This window comes from Oxynema mangrovii CENA135, assembly GCF_016632315.1.
GTDB classification, from domain to species: domain Bacteria; phylum Cyanobacteriota; class Cyanobacteriia; order Cyanobacteriales; family Laspinemataceae; genus Oxynema; species Oxynema aestuarii.
Window position 1 is genome coordinate 292,576 of record NZ_JAEOXH010000001.1, and the last position, 23,770, is coordinate 316,345.

15 protein-coding genes, 2 tRNA genes and 3 rRNA genes are annotated in these 23,770 nt (G+C 53.2%); 9 read left to right on the top strand and 11 right to left on the bottom strand.

What is annotated here, in order from left to right; translation table 11 throughout:
• Window positions 1–67 precede the first annotated feature (67 nt).
• Window positions 68–2,242 carry a serine/threonine-protein kinase gene (locus JJD41_RS01170; protein ID WP_200664356.1) on the top strand — a complete coding sequence of 725 codons (2,175 nt, stop codon included), beginning with the start codon at window positions 68–70 and terminating at the stop codon, window positions 2,240–2,242.
• Between the two features lie 2 nt (window positions 2,243–2,244).
• Here the strand turns inward: JJD41_RS01170 and JJD41_RS01175 are convergent, their stop codons facing one another.
• The gene (locus JJD41_RS01175; RefSeq protein WP_200666964.1) at window positions 2,245–2,541 is read right to left on the bottom strand and encodes a hypothetical protein; all 297 of its coding nucleotides are present in this window, start codon (window positions 2,539–2,541) and stop codon (window positions 2,245–2,247) included.
• 217 nt (window positions 2,542–2,758) lie between these two features.
• Between JJD41_RS01175 and pap the strand changes: the two genes are divergently transcribed.
• The gene (gene pap, locus JJD41_RS01180; RefSeq protein ID WP_200664357.1) at window positions 2,759–4,249 is read left to right on the top strand and encodes a polyphosphate:AMP phosphotransferase; all 1,491 of its coding nucleotides are present in this window, start codon (window positions 2,759–2,761) and stop codon (window positions 4,247–4,249) included.
• 8 nt (window positions 4,250–4,257) lie between these two features.
• On the opposite strand, the gene JJD41_RS01185 is transcribed toward pap, so the two are convergent.
• Window positions 4,258–5,115: a pentapeptide repeat-containing protein gene (locus JJD41_RS01185; RefSeq protein ID WP_200664358.1), complete on the bottom strand. Its 858-nt coding sequence runs from the start codon at window positions 5,113–5,115 to the stop codon at window positions 4,258–4,260.
• 636 nt (window positions 5,116–5,751) lie between these two features.
• Here JJD41_RS01185 and JJD41_RS01190 point away from each other — a divergent pair.
• The 4 genes from JJD41_RS01190 (at window position 5,752) to JJD41_RS01205 (ending at window position 10,775) form a co-directional block, all read left to right on the top strand.
• Window positions 5,752–6,765 (top strand): ElyC/SanA/YdcF family protein, encoded by a 1,014-nt coding sequence (locus JJD41_RS01190; RefSeq protein WP_200664359.1) that lies wholly within the window; start codon window positions 5,752–5,754, stop codon window positions 6,763–6,765.
• A gap of 89 nt (window positions 6,766–6,854) precedes the next feature.
• On the top strand, window positions 6,855–8,600 hold the full coding sequence (locus JJD41_RS01195; RefSeq protein WP_200664360.1) for an ABC transporter ATP-binding protein: 1,746 nt from the start codon (window positions 6,855–6,857) through the stop codon (window positions 8,598–8,600).
• Between the two features lie 83 nt (window positions 8,601–8,683).
• The gene (locus JJD41_RS01200) at window positions 8,684–9,439 is read left to right on the top strand and encodes a peptidylprolyl isomerase (RefSeq protein ID WP_200664361.1); all 756 of its coding nucleotides are present in this window, start codon (window positions 8,684–8,686) and stop codon (window positions 9,437–9,439) included.
• A gap of 208 nt (window positions 9,440–9,647) precedes the next feature.
• Window positions 9,648–10,775: a HetZ-related protein 2 gene (locus JJD41_RS01205; protein ID WP_200664362.1), complete on the top strand. Its 1,128-nt coding sequence runs from the start codon at window positions 9,648–9,650 to the stop codon at window positions 10,773–10,775.
• Window positions 10,776–11,021: 246 nt separating this feature from the next.
• On the opposite strand, the gene JJD41_RS25590 is transcribed toward JJD41_RS01205, so the two are convergent.
• Window positions 11,022–11,495 (bottom strand): IS5 family transposase, encoded by a 474-nt coding sequence (locus JJD41_RS25590; RefSeq protein ID WP_200664364.1) that lies wholly within the window; start codon window positions 11,493–11,495, stop codon window positions 11,022–11,024.
• A 98-nt stretch (window positions 11,496–11,593) separates the two neighbouring features.
• Window positions 11,594–12,412, bottom strand: coding sequence for a hypothetical protein (locus JJD41_RS01220; RefSeq protein WP_200664365.1), 819 nt, complete (start codon window positions 12,410–12,412; stop codon window positions 11,594–11,596).
• A 264-nt stretch (window positions 12,413–12,676) separates the two neighbouring features.
• Between JJD41_RS01220 and JJD41_RS01225 the strand changes: the two genes are divergently transcribed.
• Window positions 12,677–13,060, top strand: coding sequence for a hypothetical protein (locus JJD41_RS01225; RefSeq protein WP_200664366.1), 384 nt, complete (start codon window positions 12,677–12,679; stop codon window positions 13,058–13,060).
• A gap of 453 nt (window positions 13,061–13,513) precedes the next feature.
• Here the strand turns inward: JJD41_RS01225 and rrf are convergent.
• The 7 genes from rrf to JJD41_RS01260 form a co-directional block, all read right to left on the bottom strand.
• A 5S ribosomal RNA gene (gene rrf, locus JJD41_RS01230) occupies window positions 13,514–13,631 on the bottom strand.
• A gap of 53 nt (window positions 13,632–13,684) precedes the next feature.
• Window positions 13,685–16,573, bottom strand: a 23S ribosomal RNA gene (locus JJD41_RS01235).
• Window positions 16,574–16,727: 154 nt separating this feature from the next.
• Window positions 16,728–16,800: transfer RNA gene (locus JJD41_RS01240), tRNA-Ala, on the bottom strand.
• A gap of 12 nt (window positions 16,801–16,812) precedes the next feature.
• Window positions 16,813–16,886: transfer RNA gene (locus tag JJD41_RS01245), tRNA-Ile, on the bottom strand.
• A gap of 131 nt (window positions 16,887–17,017) precedes the next feature.
• A 16S ribosomal RNA gene (locus JJD41_RS01250) occupies window positions 17,018–18,507 on the bottom strand.
• The 16S, 23S and 5S rRNA genes sit together here with 2 tRNA genes alongside, the layout of an rRNA operon.
• A gap of 430 nt (window positions 18,508–18,937) precedes the next feature.
• Entirely contained in the window at window positions 18,938–20,680 is a 1,743-nt protein-coding gene (locus tag JJD41_RS25530; RefSeq protein ID WP_305082415.1) for a M23 family metallopeptidase, read from the bottom strand.
• 78 nt (window positions 20,681–20,758) lie between these two features.
• Window positions 20,759–21,616, bottom strand: coding sequence for a biotin--[acetyl-CoA-carboxylase] ligase (locus JJD41_RS01260; protein WP_200664367.1), 858 nt, complete (start codon window positions 21,614–21,616; stop codon window positions 20,759–20,761).
• 171 nt (window positions 21,617–21,787) lie between these two features.
• On the opposite strand from JJD41_RS01260, the gene pgeF reads away from it, so the two are divergent.
• A complete protein-coding gene (gene pgeF / locus JJD41_RS01265; RefSeq protein WP_200666968.1) occupies window positions 21,788–22,591 on the top strand; it encodes a peptidoglycan editing factor PgeF in 804 nt (267 codons plus the stop codon).
• A 476-nt stretch (window positions 22,592–23,067) separates the two neighbouring features.
• A complete protein-coding gene (locus JJD41_RS01270; protein ID WP_200666970.1) occupies window positions 23,068–23,679 on the top strand; it encodes a CPP1-like family protein in 612 nt (203 codons plus the stop codon).
• Window positions 23,680–23,770: the final 91 nt, after the last annotated feature.

The following is a 23,770-nucleotide window of genomic DNA, read 5'->3' on the forward strand; positions in this document are numbered from 1 at the left end:
CGTCTCCAAAGGAGAATCGCGCGATCGGAGGATCCCCCCTTTTATTCCCATCGGTAACATTTGCCTTATGTCCCTGTGCATTAATCCCGAGTGTTCCCATCCGCACAATCCCGATACGGTCGGCTTTTGCCAAAGTTGCGGCACCTCGCTGCTATTTGCCGATTGCTACCGCGTCGTCCGCGAACTGGGTCAGGGAGGATTCGGGCGCACTTACGAAGTCACGGACGGTTCGGGTCGCAAAGTCCTCAAAATTTTGACCGCACGAGACCCGAAAGCGGTTTCCCTGTTTCAGCAAGAAGCTCAACTGTTGCAATCGTTAGACCGTCCCGGAATTCCCAAAGGGGACGGCTATTTTAGCTTTCCCCTGCGCAATGGTGGGCGATCGCTCCACGGGTTGGTGATGGAATATGTCGAAGGCGAGGACTTGAGTCAGTGGTTGCACTCCCGAGGCGATCGCCCCCTCGACGAACCCTCCGCCTTGGAATGGTTGCGCGAGTTGGTGACGATCTTGCATTACGTCCACCAAGAGAACTTTTTTCACCGCGATATCAAACCGTCGAATATCATCCTCAAACCCGACGGACATTTAACGTTGATCGATTTTGGCTCCGCCCGGGAAGTCAGTGCAACATATTTGCAAAAAGTTGGGCAAGGCAAACCCGTGACGGGGATCGTCTCCGCCGGATATACCGCTCCGGAACAGGCCATGGGTCGCGCCCGCCCGCAATCGGATTTTTTTGCGTTAGGGCGCACGTTTGTTTTTTTACTGACCGCCAAAGCTCCCACGGACTTTCAGGAAGATCCGCGATCGGGTCGGCTGTTGTGGCGCGACAGTGCGCCGGGAGTCTCGTCCGAGTTGGCCGATTTACTCGATGAGTTGATGGCACTGTTACCGGGCGATCGCCCCCAAACGACGGTGGAGTTACTCAAACGCCTCGATACCCTGCTCCCCAGTACTACTGCAAGCGGATCGACGGCTTCCCCGAGTGCCACTGCAGCCACTTTGGCGGTTAACCGTCAAGCGTATAACCCTCCGACGACGACGACACAAATCCCGGGAACTCGGGGGCGATCGTGGATTCTGGCGGGAATGTTAGCCCTTTTAGGCTTTATCGGCGTTCAAGTCGTCTCCCAGCAACGTCAAGGGGGGCAATTCTCCTCTGGAGACCCTACGCGATCGCCCGAACCGATGACCGAAGTGCCGACGGCTTCCCCTTCTGCTCCCTCCTCCCCCAATCCGACGCCGACGCCGACGCCGACACCAACCGCGACGCCGACACCAACCGCAACGCCGACCCCGACCGCGACCCCGACGCCGACTCCGACGACATCTCCTGAAACCTTTACCCTGCAACGGGCGATCGCCGCTCATCCCAAACCCGTTTACGCCGTCGCCGTCGCCAGCGATCGCGGTATCGTCGCCACCAGCAGCGCCGAAAACGAGATCGAATTATGGAACGTCGAGACCGGAGAGGAAATCCGCCGCCTCGCCCGTCATGGCGGTCCGGTATGGAGTCTGTCGGTCAGTCCCGACGGGCAAACCCTCGCCAGTGGCAGTGCGGACAATCAAATTCTGCTGTGGAACTTAAGCAACGGTCGCGTCAAGCGAAATTTGTACGGTCACCGCGACCAAGTGCGAACCGTCGCCTTCGATCCTCGGGGTCGCTGGCTCGCCAGTGGGGCGGGAGGAGTCTACGAGAGCGATCGCAGCATCCGCATTTGGGATCTCGACACCGGAGAAACGCGCTACACCCTCACCGGACACACCGATCGCGTCTTGGCGATCGCCTGGAGTCCCGACGGGCAAACCCTCGCCAGTGGAAGCGCCGACCAAACGATCAAACTGTGGGATGTCGCTACCCAAAATATCATTCAGGAATTGCCCGGTAACACCCCCTACGTCGAAGCCCTCGCCTTCACCCCAGACGGACGCACCCTCGTCAGCAGCAATTCTAACGAGATTAAACTCTGGAATGTCGCCACCGGATCGCTGACCCGGCGCATCGACGGTCACCAACGGGAAGTCAGCGCGATCGCCATTACCCCAGACGGACGTTACCTCGCCAGTGGAAGCGGCGATACCACCGTCAAACTGTGGAATCTCAACACCGGGGAACTCGTCGAAACCTTGCCCGATGCGACCGACGGCATTCGTTCCCTGACCTTTAGCGCCGACGGGCGCACCGCGATCGCCGGAGACGACGGGGGAAAGCTTTACATCTGGCAAACCCCGTCCCCTTAACTTTACTTCGTCGGTTCCTCTTCTTCCTCGACGATCGCCCCTAACAGCCGTTCCACGCTGTCGGTCAATTGCACCAACCGTTCCAGCGATCGATCCTGCCCTTCGGCCAAAGTTTGCACCGCATCGCACAACGCAAAAATCTGATAGCCCTGTTGTTGCACTTGCTGGCTTTGCTGTTTCACCTGCACCGCCAAATCGTCCACCCGCCGGGCCAATTGCTCCACGGTTTCCGTCGTCGCCAACACGGCTTCGCCAATCTCTTTGACGATGGAGTTGAGATGATGCTGTTGTTCTTCCACGCCCCTCGATCCTTTCTCTGGGTTCACTGCATTTTAGATTTTAGATTTTCGGCGAGTGAGGCGGCGAACCCGAAAAGGGCGATCGCCGTCCCTGAAACCGCGATTTTTCTCCGAACTTCTGTGTTCGAGATCGCAGCGCGATCGCCCGACATTCGCTAGCCTTTTAAAGGCATTGCCGATGCCAAGCGCCCATCTTTTTCATCGTTCGACGAGCGACATGTTAGACACTCTCGATTTAAGCCTTTCTCTCGACAAACCCAGCTACAAAGAACAGATCGAATCGTTAATGCGGCAATTGCGCCAACTGCAAAAAGCCTGCCGCGACAAAAAATTACCCGTGATTATCGTCCTCGAAGGATGGGCGGCGGCGGGTAAAGGGTCTCTGGTTCAGAAAATGGTCGGCTACATGGATCCGCGCGGCTTTATCGTGCATCCCATTTGGCCTCCGAGCGAGCAAGAGCGCCAATTTCCGCTTTTGTGGCGATTTTGGCAAAAACTACCCGCCAACGGCACCATCGGCTTTTTTTACCACAGTTGGTACACCCACGTTTTAGAAGATCGGTTGTTCGGACGGGTGGACGATTCGGAAATTCCGATGTTAATGCGCGAAATCAATGCATTCGAGCGCCAACTGTTCGACGACGGCGCGGCGATCGCCAAATTTTGGATTCACCTCAGCCGCAAGGAACTCAAAAAACGCCTCAAAAAAGCCGCCGCCGACCCCCTCGACTCCTGGCGGGTCCGTCCGGAAGACTGGCAACAAGCTAAAAATTACCAGCACTACGCCGCCCTCGCCGAAGAAATGGTCATCCATACCAGTACCGGACCGGCCCCGTGGACTTTGGTGGAAGGGGACTGCAAGCGCTGGACCCGGGTCAAAGTGCTGACCAAAATGGCGACGACGATTACGGAAGCGCTCGACTTGCGTTACTGTCAGGTTCCACCGCCGAGTTTACCCGCCCAAACCGAACTGCATCCGACGGAACCGGATTTTCTGGGGCAGGTAGACTTATCCCAAAGTTTGACCAAAGCCGAGTATAAGAAGCAATTGCGCCAGGAACAGGTCAGACTCAGAGAACTCCAGCTCAAAATGCACGAGTTGCAAATCCCGGTGATTGCCTTGTTTGAAGGCTGGGATGCGGCGGGGAAAGGGGGCGCGATCAAACGCCTCACCGATATTCTCGACCCGCGCAGTTACGTGGTCAGTGCGTTTGCGGCGCCGACTGACGAAGAAAAAGCCCATCACTATCTGTGGCGGTTTTGGCGGCGCTTACCGACGGCGGGCAGTTTCGGTATTTTCGATCGCAGTTGGTACGGTCGCGTTTTGGTCGAACGGGTCGAGGAGTTCGCCACGGAACCGGAATGGCGGCGCGCCTATCGCGAAATTAATGAGTTTGAGGAACAACTCGTCAATGCGGGCTACGTCCTGCTCAAGTTCTGGCTGCATATCAGTGCGGAAGAACAATTGCGCCGCTTCCAAGAGCGACAGGACAATCCGTTCAAACAGCACAAGCTTACGGAGGAAGACTGGCGCAACCGCGATCGCTGGCCCTTGTATTACGTGGCGGTCAATCAGACGATCCAGCGCACCAGCACGCCGTTAGCGCCGTGGACCGTGGTCGCGGGAGATAATAAATACTACGCTCGCGTGCAGACGATTAAAACGGTGGTCGCGGCGATCGAACAAGAACTCGATCGCCGCCGCTAACCCATCTCTCAACAACCCACGCTCACTGTGGTTTCCCGGGCTTTCCAAGCAGGATGGGGCATCGAAAGCGAGCGTCGCCCCTCCCAACCCGGCGAGGCGATCGTCCGGTGTGAAGGGCGATCCTCGACGATCGCTTCGTTCAAATTCACCGCTCGCAATTGAGCCCCTTCTAAAAACGCCCGGGTTAAATTCGCCCCGCTTAAATTCGCTCCGGTCAAGTTGACGTTGCGCAATTTCGCTCCCCAACAGTTAGCCGACATCAACTTTGCCCCCGCCAAGTTCGCCCCATTCAATTTCGCCCAGCTCAAATTTACGCCGTCGAGATCGACGCCTTCGAGATCCGCTCCGTTTAAAAAAGCGCCTGTCAGTTGCCCTCCGGTCAAGCAGGCCCCTTGCAAACAAGCCCCGCTCAAGCGCGCTCCCCCTAAGTTCGCCCAGCGCAAATTTGCCCCCTTCAGATTGGCCCCGCGCAAGTTAATCCCTTCTAAATTCGCCCCGCACAAGTTCGCCCCGCTCAAATCGGCTTCGCGCAAGTTGGCGCCCGCCAAATTTGCCCCGCTCATTTGCGCTTCGGACAATCGGGATTTCACCAGAAAGGCTCCGTGAAGGTCGGCTTTTCTCAATTGGGCGCCCGTTAAATCGGCGTCGCTGAGTTTGACAAAACTTAAATTCGTCCGATTTAAAGCGGCGTGGCTGAGGTTGGCTTTGGTTAAAAAGGCACGAGTGCAGTCCGCTCCATCCAAGTAAGCATTGGATAAGTTGACTTGCACGAAGGTGATGCCACTGAGGTTTTGCCCTCGCAAGTCAAGACCCGAAAAGTCTCTAATTCCTTTCTCGTAAAGTTCGAGTAAATAGTCGATCGACATCTGCTTTCGAGTTTTTGAGAACCGTTGGGTGAGTGGATTTCGCTCGTTGTTTGGCCGTCGCCGAGACCGAGGCTTCGGGGGATCTGGGGCGATCGCGCCTTTCTTCCTCTTGCTTAGAATGCCCCTCTATTCGGGGGAAATTGACCGATAAGTGCTGCCATTTTTTCTAAAGATTTATGAACCCTTTGGTTTCGGTGGCTGTCGATCCCGAGGATACTGGCGATCGCCCATGGCTGCTTTGCCCCCAAATTGCGCTCGATCGCCTCGGTCGAGGATCTCTTTTCTCTTGGCTTTCCCCCTGATTTCAAATCTTACTTTGAGAAAGGATCGAGAAAACGTAAGAAAAACATAGTTTTATAAAGAAAAATTGAGAACGGGCGATCGGATAACCTTTTACAAAACGCAATACGCTCCACAGACACAGAAGGGGGCGCGATCGCGCGATCGCCCGTCCCGGCGCAACCCGCCCCCTCAATTTTCGTCATTCGAGGGAAACCGATCCGCCTAACCCCTTCGAGCCGGAGACGTCTAAACTGTCAACTAAACCCCCAACAAATAGAGTCGCGACCCCCGACGCCCTCGTTACGCCCTCCCGATGAATCCTGCCGACCCCTTGCGCCTTAAGGACCTTCACCGATGTTTCTGCTGATCGCCCAAATTTTGCTTTGGGTTCTGCTCGGTTTGGCGATTTGGTTCGTCCTCCTGCGCCTGATTCCCAAAGAATATCTGACTTGGTTGGGAGGGGCTATTCTCTTGACCGTAATTATTTTGGCGTTTTTCTTCCCCACCGATCGCAGTATCGCTACGATTTGGAATATTATTTCTCTGCCGCTCAAACCCCTCGGTTTGACCTTATTACTCTTAATTTTAGGAACCAAAAAAAAGAAAGAATCCAAATTAATTTGGGCTGCGGTCGCGATTTTACTGCTGTCAAGTATTCCTTGGTTAGCCGACCGATACGAATATGGTCTGATTCGCTCCAATTTGGCAGTTCAAACTAATGTTTGTACGACCAGAACGGTATCTGAGGCGGACGCGATCGTTCTCTTCTCCAAAGGCACCACCCAACCGTTTTTACGCTATCAACCGGATGTGGTCGCCCAACAAACGAGCGCCCGCATCGTTGAAATGGCCAGAGTTTATAACGAGTTGCGAACCGCCGGACGAGTTCCCCAGGCGATCGTCGTCGGTCGCTCCACCCCCTTCGCCTGGACCGTCGGACAGCAAACCCCCAATCCCAATCTGGAAGCGGCAACGATCGCCCGCCGTTTCGCGTCCCTCGTCGGCTTACCCCTCGGCGATATTGCCCTCTTAAAAGGGGATACGGTCCGCGAAGCCGCCACTCAAGTGCAAGACTATTTAGAACGCCGCACGGACCTCGGAAGGCGGATCGTGACGATTTCTTCCTCCGTCGATAGTCCCCGGGTCGTTGCCGCCTTCACTCAGGATAATTTTGTCGTCATTCCCCGAGCCCCCGCCTTGGACACGGTGATGTGCGATCGCGAAAATGAAGTCGTCGAACTCGAACAACTCATTCCCAATGCGGAAAGTGTTTTACAGACCAGTCAGGTGGTTGACGAGTTTTTTACTTTGATATACTACTTTTTGCGCGGTTGGATTGCCCCGTGTGCTGACTGTTGGGACAATTAAAGTTTCTAGCTGGGGATCTCTGACTCCTAACCCCCGACTCGTGAGTTCGCAAGTTTTCCCACGCCCTCATTATTTTTCCCCCAAATTCCATGTCGCAATCGCAACTCCAAAAACTCGGTACCTACATGCGTCCCCACTGGCGAACCGCCGCCTTGGGGATTGCCGCCTTATTCGTCGTCAACGCCCTTTCGGTTTATATCCGTCGCCTGATCGGTAATGTCGTCGATCGCCTGCAAATCTCTTTAGACTTCGATCGCGTTTTATTCTTCGTCTTCGTCATCCTCAGTTTGGCTACGGTCATGTGGGTGATTCGGGTGGCTTCGCGAATGCTCTTATTCGGCGTCGGGCGTCAAGTGGAATTCGACTTAAAACAGGGGATCTTTCAACATTTATTGCGCCTCGAACCTGCCTATTTTTCGGCGAACACCTCCGGAGACTTGATCAACCGCGCCACCAGCGATGTAGACAATATCCGGCGGCTGTTGGGATTTGCCGTTCTCAGTTTGGTCAATACGATTTTTGCTTACGGCTTGACCTTACCCGTGATGTTGGCAATCGATGTCAAACTCACCCTGTGGGCGATCGCCGTCTATCCGGTGATGTTGATGTTGGTGCAGTTATTCAGCGATCGCCTGCGATCGCAGCAACAGCTCGTCCAAGAAGAACTGTCTAGCTTGAGCGAACTGATTCAAGAAGATGTAAGCGGGATCGCTTCCATTAAAATTTACGCCCAAGAAGAGAACGAAAGAAATGTTTTTCGTCAACTCAACGATCGCCTCCTGTCGGCGAACTTAAAACTGGCTAAAACACGCAGTTTACTCTTTCCAATTTTGGGCGGTCTCGCCAGTTTGAGCCTGCTGATCCTACTCGTCATCGGTTCCGGGGCGATCGCCAACGGCGACATCAGCATCGGCGATTTTATTTCCTTATTGCTTTATGTCGAAGGACTGGTGTTTCCCACCGCCTTACTCGGGTTTACGATTACCGCCTACCAACGCGGCGAAGTCAGCATCGATCGCGTCGAATCGATTTTTGCCGTCGAACCGCGCATCCAGGACGAAAGGAAGGCGCGATCGCTGCAACCCCCGGTCACGGGTCGCTTGAGCGCCCGCGAACTGGTCTATACTTATTTCGGCGCCAAACAGCCGAGTCTCGATGGCATTAGTTTCGAGATCTTACCCGGCGAAACCGTCGCCATTGTCGGCCCGATCGGTTCGGGAAAATCCACCTTAGCCAACGCCATTCCGCGACTGCTCGACATTGCCCCCGGTCAACTGTTTCTCGACGGACAGGATATTACGGAAGTGGCTTTAAACGACTTGCGCGGGGCGATCGCCTACGTCCCCCAAGAAAGCTTCCTGTTCAGTACCACCATCCGCAATAACATCCGCTACGGTAACCCCCTCGCCTCCGATGCGGCGGTGGAAGATGTCGCCAAACAAGCCCAAATTTACGAGGAAATTCTCAATTTTCCCCAACAATACGACACCCTCGTCGGCGAACGGGGCATCACGTTATCCGGGGGTCAGCGCCAACGGATGGCCCTGGCGCGCGCCTTATTACTCGACGCTCCCGTGTTGATTCTTGACGACGCCCTTTCCAGCGTGGACAATCAAACCGCTACGGATATCCTGCACAATCTCTCGACTGGAACCAACAAGAAGACGGTTTTGTTTATTTCTCACCAAATGTCGGCGGCGGCGAGTGCGGATCGGATTTTAGTGATGGATCGCGGGGCGATCGTGCAGACGGGCACCCACGGCGAGTTAGTCCGCCAGTCCGGTTTATATCAGTCCCTGTGGGAACAGCAGAAGTTCGAGGAAATGCTGCGTTAGGGTTGAGAGTAGAGTTTTTCTACACCTTTTGAGATAGGATAGCTCGGATCGATTGCGATCGTTGTGGTTGGAGTGGAACGAACATGGATCCCGAAAAGTTTATCACCATCGACGAAGAACAAATTTCTTTGCGTCAGGCGCTGGAGTATTTGCGTAAAAGTGGCGATTTGCCGCAATTGTTGACCCGGATTTTGCGCCAGTACATTCTCGAACGGGAATTGCAAGAGCGATCGGATCTGGAAGTCGATCCGAGTCGTCTGGAACAGGTGATGGTCAATTTTCGCCTGCAAAATCAGTTGACCGACTCGGAAAAGTTCAATCAATGGTTGCAAAGTCAGGGGTTGACCTATGCGACGTTTCGCGAGCAGATGGCGACGGCGGTGAAGGTCGAGCAGTTAAAAGCGGAGACGATCGCCGATAAGGTTCGCGATTATTTCACTCAAAATCAAGCGTTTTTCGAGCAGGTGGTGCTGTCGCGCATTGTCGTCAACGAAGCGGATAAAGCGGCTCAACTCAAGGGTCAAGTTGACGAAAACCCGCCATCGTTCGAGGCGTTGGCGAAAGAACATTCGATCGTCGCCGATCGCGTGTTTAACGGCATGATGGGGGCGATCGGCCTCAATCAACTCCCCCCATCGATGCGCGAAGCACTGCGTCAAGCGGAACCGGGGGAGATTGTCGGGCCGCTCGAACATGAAGGACGGTACAGTATTTTGCGTTTGGAACGCCGTTTGCCCGCCAAGTTGGAAGGGCAGTTGAAACAGACTCTAGAAGAGCAGTTTTTTACCCAATGGTGGCAGCAGAAATTACAAAATAAAAAGGTGAAACTCAATTTATAGCGGGTTGGCGAACGGAACGTAAAAAACAGGGATAGCTATCAATTTTATCCCTGTTTTTGATGAACCTGTTTTTGATGAAAAGGTTTCACGAGAAAACTGGATAATCAATCCCAATGTTATAGCGACAATCTAGAATCATAAATCTAAAATCATAAATCTAAAATCCTATTATTCCATCCCCGAGGGATGTGGTGAGGAGTTCCTCTCTATGATGGTGTCAGAACAATTAGCCCGAGAGTGGCGATCGCGGCTGGCTGAGGAATGTTCGCAATATTCGCAAAGCGTTCGAGATAGTATTGTCGAATGGCTTTTAGGAGAAAAACGCGAACGCTTCGAGTCGGTTTCTCCAGAAAAATTGAAAACGATTTGTTCGGGGATCGATTATCGCTATCAGATTTTGCGACAGCGTTATCTGGGGGTGTCTCCGGAACGGGGTTACACCCAGTTGATTCGGCGGTTGTCGAGTTTGGTGTTGTTACGCAATAAAATTCGGACGTGGGTGGCGCTCAGTCGCGATCGCCAGCGTACCGTGGTCGATGTAGTTCAAGAAGTGGTTCACCAACTGTGCGAGCGCGATCGCTACATGCAGCAGCAAATTGCCTGGATCGGTCGTTGCAGCCGCGATCCGAGGGTTCGCAATGCGTTGGTGTTGGCGACGACGGAGGAATATTGTTTGCGTCCGGTACGCAATCAACCCCTGCTCGCCTATCGCTTTTTTAATTATTTACGCCGTTCCCAGCGTGGCGGGTTGACTCAGGTTCCGGAAGCGGAGTTAATTCGGTTGGTGTCTGACGAGATCGCGCCGGACGATGCGGACGGAGCGGTGAGTTTGCTCGACGCCGAGGCGATCGCGATGGCGGAAGATGCGACCTTGTGGGAAGAACAGCAACTGTTACGGCTTTCGGTACAAAAGGAATTCGAGCAGTATTTACAGCAGAATATTGACGAAACGGCTGCCGAGTGGTTGCGTTTGTATTTAAAAGGTCGTTCCCAGGACGAAATCGCTAAGCTTTTGAATTTACCCGTGCGTCAAGTTTATCGCTTGCGCGAAAAGGTCAGTTACCATGCCATTCGCGTTTTTTCTTTAAAAACCGAACCGGAATTAGTGGCGAGTTGGTTGCAGACGAGTTTAAACGAACACGGTCTCGGACTGACCCCCAACCAGTGGGAACAGTATTGGGATCGACTCACTCCGGAGCAGCGTCAATTTTTAAATGCACTCAAAGCGGGCAATAGTTTTGAAGAGATCGCCCGCGATCGAGGGATGAAGGTTTCTCAAGTAGTTTCTGAATGGACTCAGTTATATTTAATGGCTCAATCCCTTCGTAACGAGTAAGGTGGCGATCTCTAGGGTGTGGCATCAATTAAGCCAGATGACAGCAGCAGCGAGGTGGATGGCTCTCTATGGTTTGAGCTTTTGGAATTTTCAACAATTAGATGCCGCCACTTGTACATTTCTCGATCGTAGGGTCTTTGTTCGGTTCGGTTGGTTTCTTTGAGGCGATCGAGAACTCGTTGTGCTCCATCATCAGCGCGCGCGGCTAACAGGGCGCCCATGCGCTCGATCTCTTCCAACAAGACATCAGCACCTTGTCAATCGTCGGCTTGGCCAGGAGTCAGCTCGAATCGTGTGGGAGTGACCCAGGGCATCCCCAGTCAGATGAATCTTAATCGATAATCCTCCCTTGCTCCGGCCTATCGCTTCAGTTTCGCAGGGATCGTGGGCTGTTTTTTGGGCTCCGGCACGACGTTGATGGGCGCGTACAAGGGTTGAATCGAGGGAAACATATTCCTTGTTGACATCCTCGGCTAACACCTCAAAAACCCGCTTCGCAATCCCCTTTTTAGACCATCGGGTATGCCGAGGATGAACGACTCGAAAATCCCCAAACCGCTCCGGTAAATCCCGCCAAGGAATCTCTGCACGATAACGATAGAGAACTGCTTCGACAAACAAACGATTATCTTTGGTCGTGACCCCGACTGACCCTTTTCTCCCCAGGAGAAGATGTTCTATTTTTTCCCATTGGTCGTCTCTAAGGCCGTCACGGCGCATACTGGTTTCTCTTTTATTTATTCGTTAGACGTCTTTTGACTGCACATCCTCTGTTGTTTTTGTCAACCCTTTTAATTGATGGCACTCGCGGGTCTTGTTTATGCCTGACTCAAATGTTGCAAAAACTCCAGGACTACCCGATCGCTTTGTACACTACATTCGGTAACGTTGTAATGGTGGATAATGTGGATCCCCTGAAATTGGAGAAGGCGATCGGTTGCCCCCTCATCCGCCTCCTCAAAATCCACCGCCAGAATACCTAACTTGCCTTCGTAACAGATAAGAAAATGAGGGTCTTGGTTTTGCCTACCATCTGGAGTAGCTAAGCGCGCCGTAGCCTTTGGGAAAAAGAGAACCCCAGCGCGATCGAGTGCCTCTGCAATCTTCACCTCCGCCAGCGATCGAAACTGCCAACCGTTCCAGGAATAGGAGAGCATTTCAGAAGTTGAATCGGCTGAATCGGCGATCGGATTTACCTCCGGTTCCCGGGTTACATCCTCTTCCTCTAATCCAGTCTTATCCTCCGGTTTTTTTGCTTTGTATAAATTGGCTTGACAAAAGTTTGATTCATGTAAGTTGCCAACAACTCTTGTCCCACTAATAGTTGCGCCACTGAGATTCACGCCAATCACGCGATCGCGATGTACAGTTATTTGATTCCGCCGTAAATATCGCTTCAGAACAGACTGGAGATTACCTTTTTTAACCTTTTCTCCAAATGCTTCTGAGAGTAACTTCCAGAGCTTAGCACCCGTTGCCTTAATATATTCATAATCGTATCCAGAGACTTGAGCGATTTCCTGATAAGACTGTCTTCTTTCCCAACATTGACGAAAGATCAACTCTTGAACGTCACTGAGACCAGCATCGTCCTCCAGGACAATTTCCACAAGTGCTAGTGCTTCGTCAACCCTCATCTATCAAGTCCACTCCAGCTTTATTATGTTAATCTCACTAAGGGTTAGGAGGACGTGGTATGCTTTTGCTGGTTCCCTGCAACTTCTTGGCAAAAGGAGTCAGTCCGCTAGGCTATCTCCGCCCTCACATTTCCCATCATCCTACCACAACCTGCCAAAAGTTGTTACTTTTTATCACTTTTTATCACTTTTTATCACTGTCGGAACGAAGCCAGGAGTGTTACCGTAGGCAAAAGTTATACGAATTTGAGTGAGGACAACCACATGAATATAAATCATGGTAAACTCTGCGCGGGCGCGATCGCCTTACTTAGCACCACTTTGAGTTTGGTGCCCAATCTAGCTGAAGCCAAGAGTCAGTCTTTGACAATAAGTAGAGACTATGTTGGTGATGCTTGCATTGTTTTAGGATCGGTGGACATAGGAACAGAAGTAACAGTTTATTGGGGGGCATTTCGAGGAACAAGGTATGTAGATGCAAACCGAGGGGCGGGCGAAATCTATGGTGTAAATATTTATGCCAAAGGCAATAACGTAGAAAATTTAACTGTTGAGGTTCATGATAAACTTCATCCATATTTGGTGGAGAGTAGATGCCAAGATCAAGGAATTCCAGAGCCTTTTTATCTCGACTGGAGACCTTTTTGAATAGCTTCCTGCCATTTATTGTTAAAGGAGCTAGGATTATTTTCACGTTTGTTGACGATTATCCCCTCACCTTAATAACACGGCATCATTATTTCTTGAACAGCTTTAGTGATGCCGGGCTTCTTGCCCTACCTCATACTATAGATTTGTATATCCAACACAGAAAAACTATTATACCATCGCAGCCGATTATCTCATAATTGCTTTAGCTCCTCATATAAAATAAAGAGACTATCCCCTAAATTTCCCCTAAATTTCTCTGTCCTATTCGCCCCCAACATTCCCCACATCTCCAACCTAAGAACTCATGCACATATGGGGTGGTGGTCTTAATCTCTCACTCTTTTTTTTCAGCGACGATCATCTACCGTACTGTGAGTATTCTCAAGCGACAACTAGCCCCAAAACCCGAAAACCCCTGCACTTCCGTGGAGGGGTTTTATCTAAAAAAGAACCGGGCAGCGAGCTATTGTCCCAGGAGGCAACCCTCCAAGTATCGTGGCCGTACTTGAGTTTCACAACCGAGTTCGGGAAGGGATCGGAGTGGGGCCTCAAGGCCATAGGCACCCGGAAAGAGAATGAAGGAAAAACCTTCAAAAAAGCAAAGACAACCAAGAGAGAAAAGAGGTCAAGCGCTCGGTCGGTTAGTACGTCTCGGCTACATCCCTCGCAGGACTTCCACCTAACGCCTATCAACGGGTAATCTGCCCGGGACCTTACTGGATTAACTCCACCAGAGCACTCATCTTGAGGTGGGCTTCCCACTTAGATGCTTTCAGCGGTTATCCACGCCACACATGGCTACCCTGCGTCTACCGTTGGCACGATAACAGGTACACCAGCGGTGTGTCCCTCCCGGTCCTCTCGTACTAAGGAGGGCGCCTCTCAATGCTCTTACGCCTGCACCGGATATGGACCGAACTGTCTCACGACGTTCTGAACCCAGCTCACGTACCGCTTTAATGGGCGAACAGCCCAACCCTTGGGACGTACTTCCGCCCCAGGTTGCGATGAGCCGACATCGAGGTGCCAAACCTCCCCGTCGATGTGAACTCTTGGGGGAGATCAGCCTGTTATCCCTAGAGTAACTTTTATCCGTTGAGCGACGGCCCTTCCACTCGGAACCGTCGGATCACTAAGGCCGACTTTCGTCCCTGCTCGACTTGTAGGTCTCGCAGTCAAGCTCCCTTGTGCCTTTACACTCGACGGCTGATTTCCAACCAGCCTGAGGGAACCTTTGCGCGCCTCCGTTACCTTTTAGGAGGCGACCGCCCCAGTCAAACTGCCCACCTGAAACGGTTCCCCGCCCCGCTTAGGGGTCGAGGTTAGACTTCTAGCTTCGCCAGAGTGGTATCTCACCGGATGGCTCCAGTTTCCCCGCAAGGAAACCTTCCACGCCTCCCACCTATGCTGCGCAAGCGAAGCCCGAAGCCAATTCCAGGCTACAGTAAAGCTTCATAGGGTCTTTCTGTCCAGGTGCAGGGAGTCCGTATCTTCACAGACAATCCTATTTCGCCGAGCCTCTCTCCGAGACAGCGCCCAGATCGTTACGCCTTTCGTGCGGGTCGGAACTTACCCGACAAGGAATTTCGCTACCTTAGGACCGTTATAGTTACGGCCGCCGTTCACCGGGGCTTCGGTCGCCAGCTTTACCCCGCAGGGCTGACCGACTTCCTTAACCTTCCGGCACTGGGCAGGCGTCAGCCTCCATACAGCGTCTTGCGACTTGGCGGAGACCTGTGTTTTTGGTAAACAGTCGCCTGGGCCTCTTCACTGCGACCCCCCATCAGGGGGCACCCCTTCTCCCGAAGTTACGGGGCCATTTTGCCGAGTTCCTTAGAGAGAGTTAGCTCGCGCCCCTCGGTTTTCTCAACCTCCCTACCTGTGTCGGTTTCGGGTACAGGGAATTGAAGCTTATGGCGGTTGGGGCTTTTCTTGGAAGTTCGATCTGTACCACTTCGACCTCGTAAGGTCTCGTACTCGTGCCTTAACTCCCGACGTTTTCGCCGTCGGTCTTCGTCTCGAACACTTGAACCGGTAACCAACTTCCGGCTGGTCTCGACCCGCTCCGTCCTCCCGCGCCAACTTCAATCCGTACGGGAATGTTCACCCGTTGTCCATCGACTACGCCTTTCGGCCTCGCCTTAGGTCCTGACTAACCCTCCGCGGACGAACCTGCCGGAGGAACCCTTAGGGTTTCGGGGCATTGGATTCTCACCAATGTTTGCGCTACTCAAGCCGACATTCTCACTTCCCCGACGTCCACACCTGCTCTCGCTAGTGCTTCTCCCGTCGGGGAACGCTCCCCTACCAACGATTGCTCGTTCCACAGCTTCGGTAGACCGCTTAGCCCCGTTCATTTTCGGCGCCAGAGCGCTTGACCAGTGAGCTATTACGCACTCTTTCAAGGGTGGCTGCTTCTAGGCCAACCTCCTGGTTGTCTTTGCACTCTCACCTCCTTAATCACTGAGCGGTCATTTGGGGACCTTAGCTGGTGGTCTGGGCTGTTTCCCTTTCGACGATGAAGCTTATCCCCCACCGTCTCACTGGCCGAGTTCTTGACGAGTATTCTGAGTTTGTCTCGATTTGGTACCGCTCTCGCAGCCCGCACCGAAACAGTGCTTTACCCCTCGTCATCATCTTCGACCGCTGCGCCTCAACGCATTTCGGGGAGAACCAGCTAGCTCCGGGTTCGATTGGCATTTCACCCCTAACCACACCTCATCCGCCGATTTTTCAACATCGGTCGGTTCGGACCTCCACTTGGTGTTACCCAAGCTTCATCCTGGACATGGTTAGATCACCCGGGTTCGGGTCTATTAAACGAGACTGTTAACGCCCTGTTCGGACTCGCTTTCGCTCGGGCTGCGGCTCTTTGGCCTTAACCTAGCCTCGTCTAATAACTCGCCGGCTCATTCTTCAACAGGCACGCGGTCAGACGTTTAATCGTCCTCCCACTGCTTGTAGGCTAACGGGTTCAGGTTCTATTTCACTCCCCTGCTCGGGGTTCTTTTCACCTTTCCCTCACGGTACTGTTTCTCTATCGGTCACGTCGGAGTATTTAGCCTTACGAGGTGGTCCTCGCTGATTCACACGGAATTCCACGGGCTCCGTGCTACTCGGGATTCGGCTGAGGCGTTGGCGGTTTCGACTACGGGACTTTCACCCCCTCTGGTGCGGTATTCAGCCGCTTCGTCTACTGCCTCGGCTCTCGTTGTTGCCGTCCCACGACCCCGATGACTTAATGTCTTCGGTTTAGGCTGTTCCCGCTTCGCTCGCCGCTACTGAGGGAATCGATTTTTCTTTCTGTTCCTCTGGTTACTAAGATGTTTCAGTTCGCCAGGTTCGCTCGTTCCCGTCTATGGATTCGACGGGTCGTGCTTGGGGTTGCCCCATTCGGAGACCTCCGGCTCGATGCTTGTTTCCAGCTCCCCGGAGCGTTTCGTCGGTCACCACGTCCTTCTTCGCCTCGACGTGCCTAGGGATCCACCGTTAGCCCTTTGTAGCTTGACCACTTTTGGCTTTTCTAGGATTTTTTTCCCTATGCTTTTCTCTTGGTGTCTATGCTTTTTTCAAGGTTCTTTGCTGGCTTTCAATCCAGCAGTCCGTTTCTCTGCTCGAGTTGACGGGTGCTGTTTTGAATTCCCTTTGACTTTGATTCGTTAGGTGGAGGTAAGCGGACTCGAACCGCTGGCATCTGCCTTGCAAAGGCAGCGCTCTACCCACTGAGCTATACCCCCTCCGGTTCTAGGTGGGCCATCCTGGACTCGAACCAGGGACCTCACCCTTATCAGGGGTGCGCTCTAACCACCTGAGCTAATAGCCCTCGCTGCGAACCGCACGAAGAGTTTGACAGTTCTTTTTTGATCTTCCTTCTTTGACCTCGACCGACCTCGGGATGCTTTGGTTTGAGGGGCTCTTTTTGGCTCTCCCTGTTTCCAAAGTTGGGTCTCCCTTAAAGGAGGTGATCCAGCCACACCTTCCGGTACGGCTACCTTGTTACGACTTCACCCCAGTCATCAGCCCGGCCTTCGGCATCCCCCTCCTTTTACGGTTAGGGTAATGACTTCGGGCCTGGCCAACTTCCATGGTGTGACGGGCGGTGTGTACAAGGCCCGGGAACGTATTCACCGCCGTATGCTGACCGGCGATTACTAGCGATTCCTCCTTCATGCAGGCGAGTTGCAGCCTGCAATCCGAACTGGGGCAAGGTTTTCGAGATTCGCTTGCACTTGCGCGCTTGCTGCTCTTTGTCCTTCCCATTGTAGTACGTGTGTAGCCCAGGACGTAAGGGGCATGCTGACTTGACGTCATCCCCACCTTCCTCCGGTTTGTCACCGGCAGTCTCCCTAGAGTTCCCACCTTCGTGCTGGCAACTAAGGACGAGGGTTGCGCTCGTTGCGGGACTTAACCCAACATCTCACGACACGAGCTGACGACAGCCATGCACCACCTGTGTTCGCGCTCCCTAAGGCACCCCCAGGTTTCCCCGGGGTTCGCGACATGTCAAGCCCTGGTAAGGTTCTTCGCGTTGCATCGAATTAAACCACATACTCCACCGCTTGTGCGGGCCCCCGTCAATTCCTTTGAGTTTCACACTTGCGTGCGTACTCCCCAGGCGGGAGACTTAACGCGTTAGCTCCGGCACGGCCCGGGTCGATACAGGCCACACCTAGTCTCCATCGTTTACAGCTAGGACTACAGGGGTATCTAATCCCTTTCGCTCCCCTAGCTTTCGTCCCTCAGTGTCAGTTTCGGCCTAGCAGAGCGCTTTCGCCACCGGTGTTCTTCCCAATCTCTACGCATTTCACCGCTACACTGGGAATTCCCTCTGCCCCTACCGTACTCTAGCCTTTCAGTTTCCACAGCCTTTTCGGGGTTGAGCCCCGACCTTTGACTGCAGACTTGAATGGCCACCTGCGGACCCTTTACGCCCAATAATTCCGGATAACGCTTGCCTCCTCCGTCTTACCGCGGCTGCTGGCACGGAGTTAGCCGAGGCTTTTTCCTCGGGTACCGTCAGTTCTTCTTCCCCGAGAAAAGGAGTTTACAACCCAAGGGCCTTCCTCCCCCACGCGGTCTTGCTCCGTCAGGCTTTCGCCCATTGCGGAAAATTCCCCACTGCTGCCTCCCGTAGGAGTCTGGGCCGTGTCTCAGTCCCAGTGTGGCTGCTCGTCCTCTCAGACCAGCTACCGATCGTTGCCTTGGTAGGCTTTTACCCTCCCAACTAGCTAATCGGACGCGAGCTCTTCTGTAGGCGGTTTCCTTTTTACCTCTCGGCTCATTGGGTATTAGCTGTCGTTTCCAACAGTTATCCCCATCCTTCAGGTAGATTCTCACGCGTTACTCACCCGTCCGCCACTGACTTCCGAGGAAGTCCGTTCGACTTGCATGTGTTAAGCAGACCGCCAGCGTTCATCCTGAGCCAGGATCAAACTCTCCGTGTTATCCTCTTGTTAATGAGGACGGAAGAGCTGATTTGCTCTTGGTTCTTTGAGGTCGTTTTTCAGACCTCTTTTTAGTTATTTTGACGAGGTTTTTGTCGGTCAATCCGACTGTCAAACTCTTGTGTTGTCTAGGTTCGGTCGCTCGGTTGCGGCGCACTGCCGCTTTCGAGCGCTTTACTAATCTAGCAATCCCCTTTGCCTCTGTCAACCCTTTTTTGAAAAAAATTTTCGGGGGGTGTTGCGGGCTTAGATTGGCTTGGCTTTCGCCCTGGCAGTTTGGTTTTTGTGGGTTGTGGGTTGAGCAGATGGGAGTCTTTTTGAGAAATCTAATCGTCTCAAAATTTCTGAAAAATGCGAAAAGCTCCTAATTTAGGAGCTTTTCAGGCAATATGGCTAGACAGTGACCGACCGATCGCCTCTCCGGGCTAGGTTATGAGGAACTTTGAGGACGATTGGAACTCAGTGGGGCTGGAGAAGATGGGGGTAAAGACGATGTTTGCTGCTCGGAGTTGACGCCAGGAGTCGCCAAAAATTGCTCTAGAACGGGATCGAGGTTGGCAGGAACCACAATTTCGGGCATGGCCGTACTCGAAACTAAACGATCGCCGCTCAAAAGGCCAGAAATCTCGGATGGAAGATTCGGCAGCGTCTGTGAAGTCCGTGCTAACTCATCGGAGCCTTGCGCGTCGGCAATTTCCAAACTCCTTACTAACTGAGCGAGCGCATATTCTAACTGGGTTCCCGGATCCAATGTCACCCATCCTTCCGGTGTCATCTGCCTCCATTCAAAATGAAGGTGAGGCCCGGTAGAATTCCCCGTGCTGCCCACTCTGCCAATGACTTGACCTTGTTTGACGTTTTCCCCCGGTTGGACGAGCAATTCGGATAGATGAGCGTAGAGGGTTTCTTCTGTAGCGTCGTTATGTTCGAGAACGACCGTTAAACCGTAACCCCCCAACCAATCGGCGATCGCCACTTGCCCGGTATAAGCCGCCAGGACGGGGGTTCCCATCGCTGCGCCCAAGTCCGTCCCTGAATGAAATTGACGGTTGCCGAAAATCGGATGAGTTCGCCAGCCAAACAATGAAGTAATGGGAGCGGGAATCGACAGAGGAAAAATCATGCTCTTGTCGCCATTACCGGGACGTCCTGACGGACGGGCGAGCTTGCGAGTATCGAAGTGATTGGCAGAAGCTTTAGTCGCCAGATGAATCCCACTGCGTTTGATACTGACCGGCCCGACCGGGATCGGTTGGATCTCTCCGGTGGGGGTTGGCGGGACATAGTTATAACCCGGTGCAGATTGAGATGGAGCGGGTTGAGCCGCGACACCATAAGCTGGGGCAGCTTGGTTATAAACGGGTGAACTATTTGGAGCGGTCGAGATTGGATTAGGGGAATAACCGCCTTGGGGATTCAGTTGTGCGGAATAGGCCGAGGGTTGCTCGTTGGCAACGGGATAATTCTGAGGACTGGCGGCATTCCCATGATGGTAAGGAGTGCCGGAAGCGGCGGCGGTGGGTTGACACCCGGCTCCGGAAACGACTTGGCCGGGTTGTAAAACCGTTTCGCAACCTGTAGAGTTTTCGCTGAAAACCACGGTTGAGGGGGCTTCTTCTGCTTCGGCGTAGTGACTGGCAGGGATTTGGTCGGTCGCGCCGATACTGTAGTCCGTCGGATCGATATAGACGTTGGCGTAGTCGCCGGATACTTGCGTATTGGATGGATTGACCGGGTACGTTTCTGGAGAAACGCCGGGGGGGGGAGCCGCAATCGGTTCGGCGGGAATATATTCTTCTACAGGCGCGGCATAAGGTTCGGGAGCGGGTTCCGGTGCCGCTTGCCATTGCTCTTGTGCCGGAGCGGCATAAGGTTCGGGAGCGGGTTCCGGTGCCGCTTGCCATTGCTCTTGTGCCGGAGCGGCATAAGGTTCGGGAGCGGGTTCCGGTGCGGGAGCGCTGTAGGGGTCTGCGGCTTCGGAGGGTACAGGTTCGGTTACAAAGTCATCGCTCCCCAAGCGGTCGATGGGATTGGAAGGGGTTTGGGCTTGCGCTCGATTGAAGTCAGTATCGAGGGATCCGGCGATCGGAATCCAAGCAAATCCCTGTACGAGTAGGGAAAACTGACAGACGATGCTTAAGGGAGTTCGGGCAAATTGAGTTCGCTGGCTCATCTGATTTCACTTAACTGTCACGTGCAATGCGGATCGGTGATGTTGATGTGTCCCCCGGCATAACTTTGGGCAATCTGCCTAGAGATTTTCGTACCCCAGGTTGATTGTACCGGGCTGAAGCAAGATTTCTGAAGGGTGTCGATCGCGGGATCGATTTTCAGAAGGGGGGTCTGTTGGCGATAAGGTCACTTGCAATTGACCTGTGGGGCTGACTCCGGTAATGATGCCGGGACGACCTTCTACAATGGCCTGCCGACCGAGGTGGGTTAGCAGCTTGAGGTAAGACGGCAGTAGATGCTCTACGCCGTAGCGACGAAAATAACGGTATCCGTAGGTCATACCCTGTAGCGTCAGAGCTGCTAACTGTTCTAGAGATGCAACCCCGGGTAATGCCTTTTGAGAGAGGAAAGAATGTAGGTTGATGCCGTGGTCTGGGACGGGGTTAGTCCAATTGATCCCTACGCCGACAACGGCGCTGTGAATTCGATCGCCTTCCAGACGAGTTTCTGTCAGGATACCACCTAATTTCCGTCGGTCGAGGACGAGATCGTTGGGCCATTTAATTGCAATGGGAATGTCGCGATCGCGCAAGACGGTTGCAATTCCCCACGCACTGCACAAGGTCAGGATCTGTGCTTGAGTAACGGGGAGGTCGGGTCTTAACGCAAGGGATAAATAAAGTCCCCCTTCGGGCGATCGCCACTGGCGTCCCCACTGGCCTCGTCCTCCACTTTGTCGGCGGGCAAGCACTACGGTTCCTTCTGTCGCTCCCGCTTCGATTAAGTTCCACAAGCTTTGATTGGTAGAGACCAATTCGGGAAAAATATGAAGAGAAAAACCGGATTCCAACCCATATTCGCAGAGAGTTGAGCCAAAAAGATCCTCTGGAGACCAGGAGGCGATCGCCCGTTCTAATTCTTGTTTGTCCAATCCCACTCGTCTCGGTTACCGTTGAGAGATCGTGGCTTAAGTTACCATAAAATAGCGTGCTAACCGATGGCCCGATCGCGTCGAGGCCGATCGCCTGACCGAGCGGCATGATTCAATAAGGGTGCTGCTCTGACGAGATTTCGTCAATTGTCAATCAATTTATTTTTTAAACTCAATATGGATAACTGGCATTGGCGCAGTTGGAACGATCTGCCTTATTTGACTTGCTCTCTTTTAGAAGAATGGCCTCACGGTTTTTTTACCCAACCGTGTTGGCCGCGATCGCCCCGTGAGTTAGTCGGCATTCTCAACCCGGAGGCTCCGGTCTATCGGCTCAAACAAGTTCACGGCAATACGGTTCTCAGCACCGATCGACTGACGCCGGATGCGCCGGAAACGGCGCTGGAAGCCTCCCCAGTTGGCGAATCTCGACCGGAAGGGGACGGCTTGTTGACGACGGAAGCGGGACAGTCGGTATGGGTTTGTACGGCGGATTGCGCTCCGGTTCTGATTGCGGACGAGCGCACGGGCCAGGTGGCGGCAGTCCATGCGGGATGGCGCGGGACGGCAGCCGAAATCGTGCCGGAGGCGATTGTCAAGTTCCAACGTCAAGGCAGCGAGTTGCACCATTTACGGTTGGCGATCGGTCCGGCGATCGCGGGAGAAGTTTACCAAGTTTCCGAGGAGGTCGCCGCTCGGGTTTGCGCGACGATTGTCAATACAATTCCGGAAAATTTTTCTCTAGATGCGATTTACCAATTACCGCAACCGCCGATTTTAGAAGATCCCCAACCGGAACGGGTGCGTTTGGACGTGCGCCGGGCGATCGCCTTGCAGGTGGAACAACTCGGCGTTCCGGCGGCCCATGTGGCGATCGCCCCCCACTGTACTTACCAAGAACCGGACAAGTTTTTTTCTTATCGCCGCGACGGACAGAAAAAGGTGCAATGGTCGGCGATTGTCAGTCAGGGGAAAGATTAAGGAGACCGACTGGCGGGCTCGACAAGCTTTAATCTCTTCCTTGCCGTGGCGATCGCGCGGCTCCTAAGCAGATCGCCGTGAATTTCTCTATCTTAAGTGGTAAGGAAGATCGCGAAGCCATCAAATTTTAGCTGGAAGCAAGGGGCGTCAGATGCCGCTCTCGTTCGACGCTCGATCTCAAATCATCTATTCGACGAGCAACGCCGATCTGCTTCAATGGGTTGCTACGCTTGAAGGGAAGAGTACTCTAGATCGCGATCGGCAATCCGGTTCGAGACCAGTAGACATCTTTTGTACAAAATCGGATTTGAGTAAGCCGATCCGAACCGCCAAGTTGGGCGATCGCCGATCCTCAATAACAACCCCCGTCGCTATTGTTACTATTTGTCAAGCGAGGCTGAGGGTTGAGCCGTAGACAGGACTTGTAAAGTTCGACCTGGCTAAGTTAGTTTGAATAAGAGGTGAATAAAAATCCGATGAGCGAGTACAGTTGCTACGAACAGCTTGGTTTAAAAGAAGATGCCTCGTTTGAGGAAATACAAGACGCTCGCGATCGCCTGATGCAAGAACACAGTGGCGATCCCAAACGGGTTGAAAGCATCGAAGCGGCTTATGACGAAATTCTGATGCTCCGACTCAAGCAGCGTCAAGAAGGGAAAATCAAGGTTCCTGAAGGGATTCGTTTTCCAGAAAGAACGACGACCATCCCGACGAAAATCCCGACGCCACCGACCCAAGAAGCTCCGGCTTGGTTGCAAAATCTCCTCGATACGCCTTCGCAGCCCGATATCCTCTGGCCGGGTGGGATTTTTCTCGGCTTGAGCGCTCTGACGTTATTTCAACCTAGTTCGGCGCCCCTGGCGTTAGCTGTTGGCGTCGGATTTAGCCTTTATTTTCTCAATCGTAAGGAAAATAAGTTCGGTCGTGCGGTCACCATTGCGGTCATCTCGCTGACGTTGGGTTTAGTTCTGGGAACTCCGTTGGGTAATTTATTGCATGGTTCGATGGGGGTGCTGCTCTCCCCGGACGCGATCGCCGCCGGATTTACGTTCTTTGCAATGTGGTTAGCAACTAGCTTTTTACGTTAATTTCGCATTCTTTCAATCGCTGTTAAAGCGATTTTTCCCATTCAAACGCCTAAAATAGCGAGCCACTGATAGCGACTCCATTAAAAAGGGT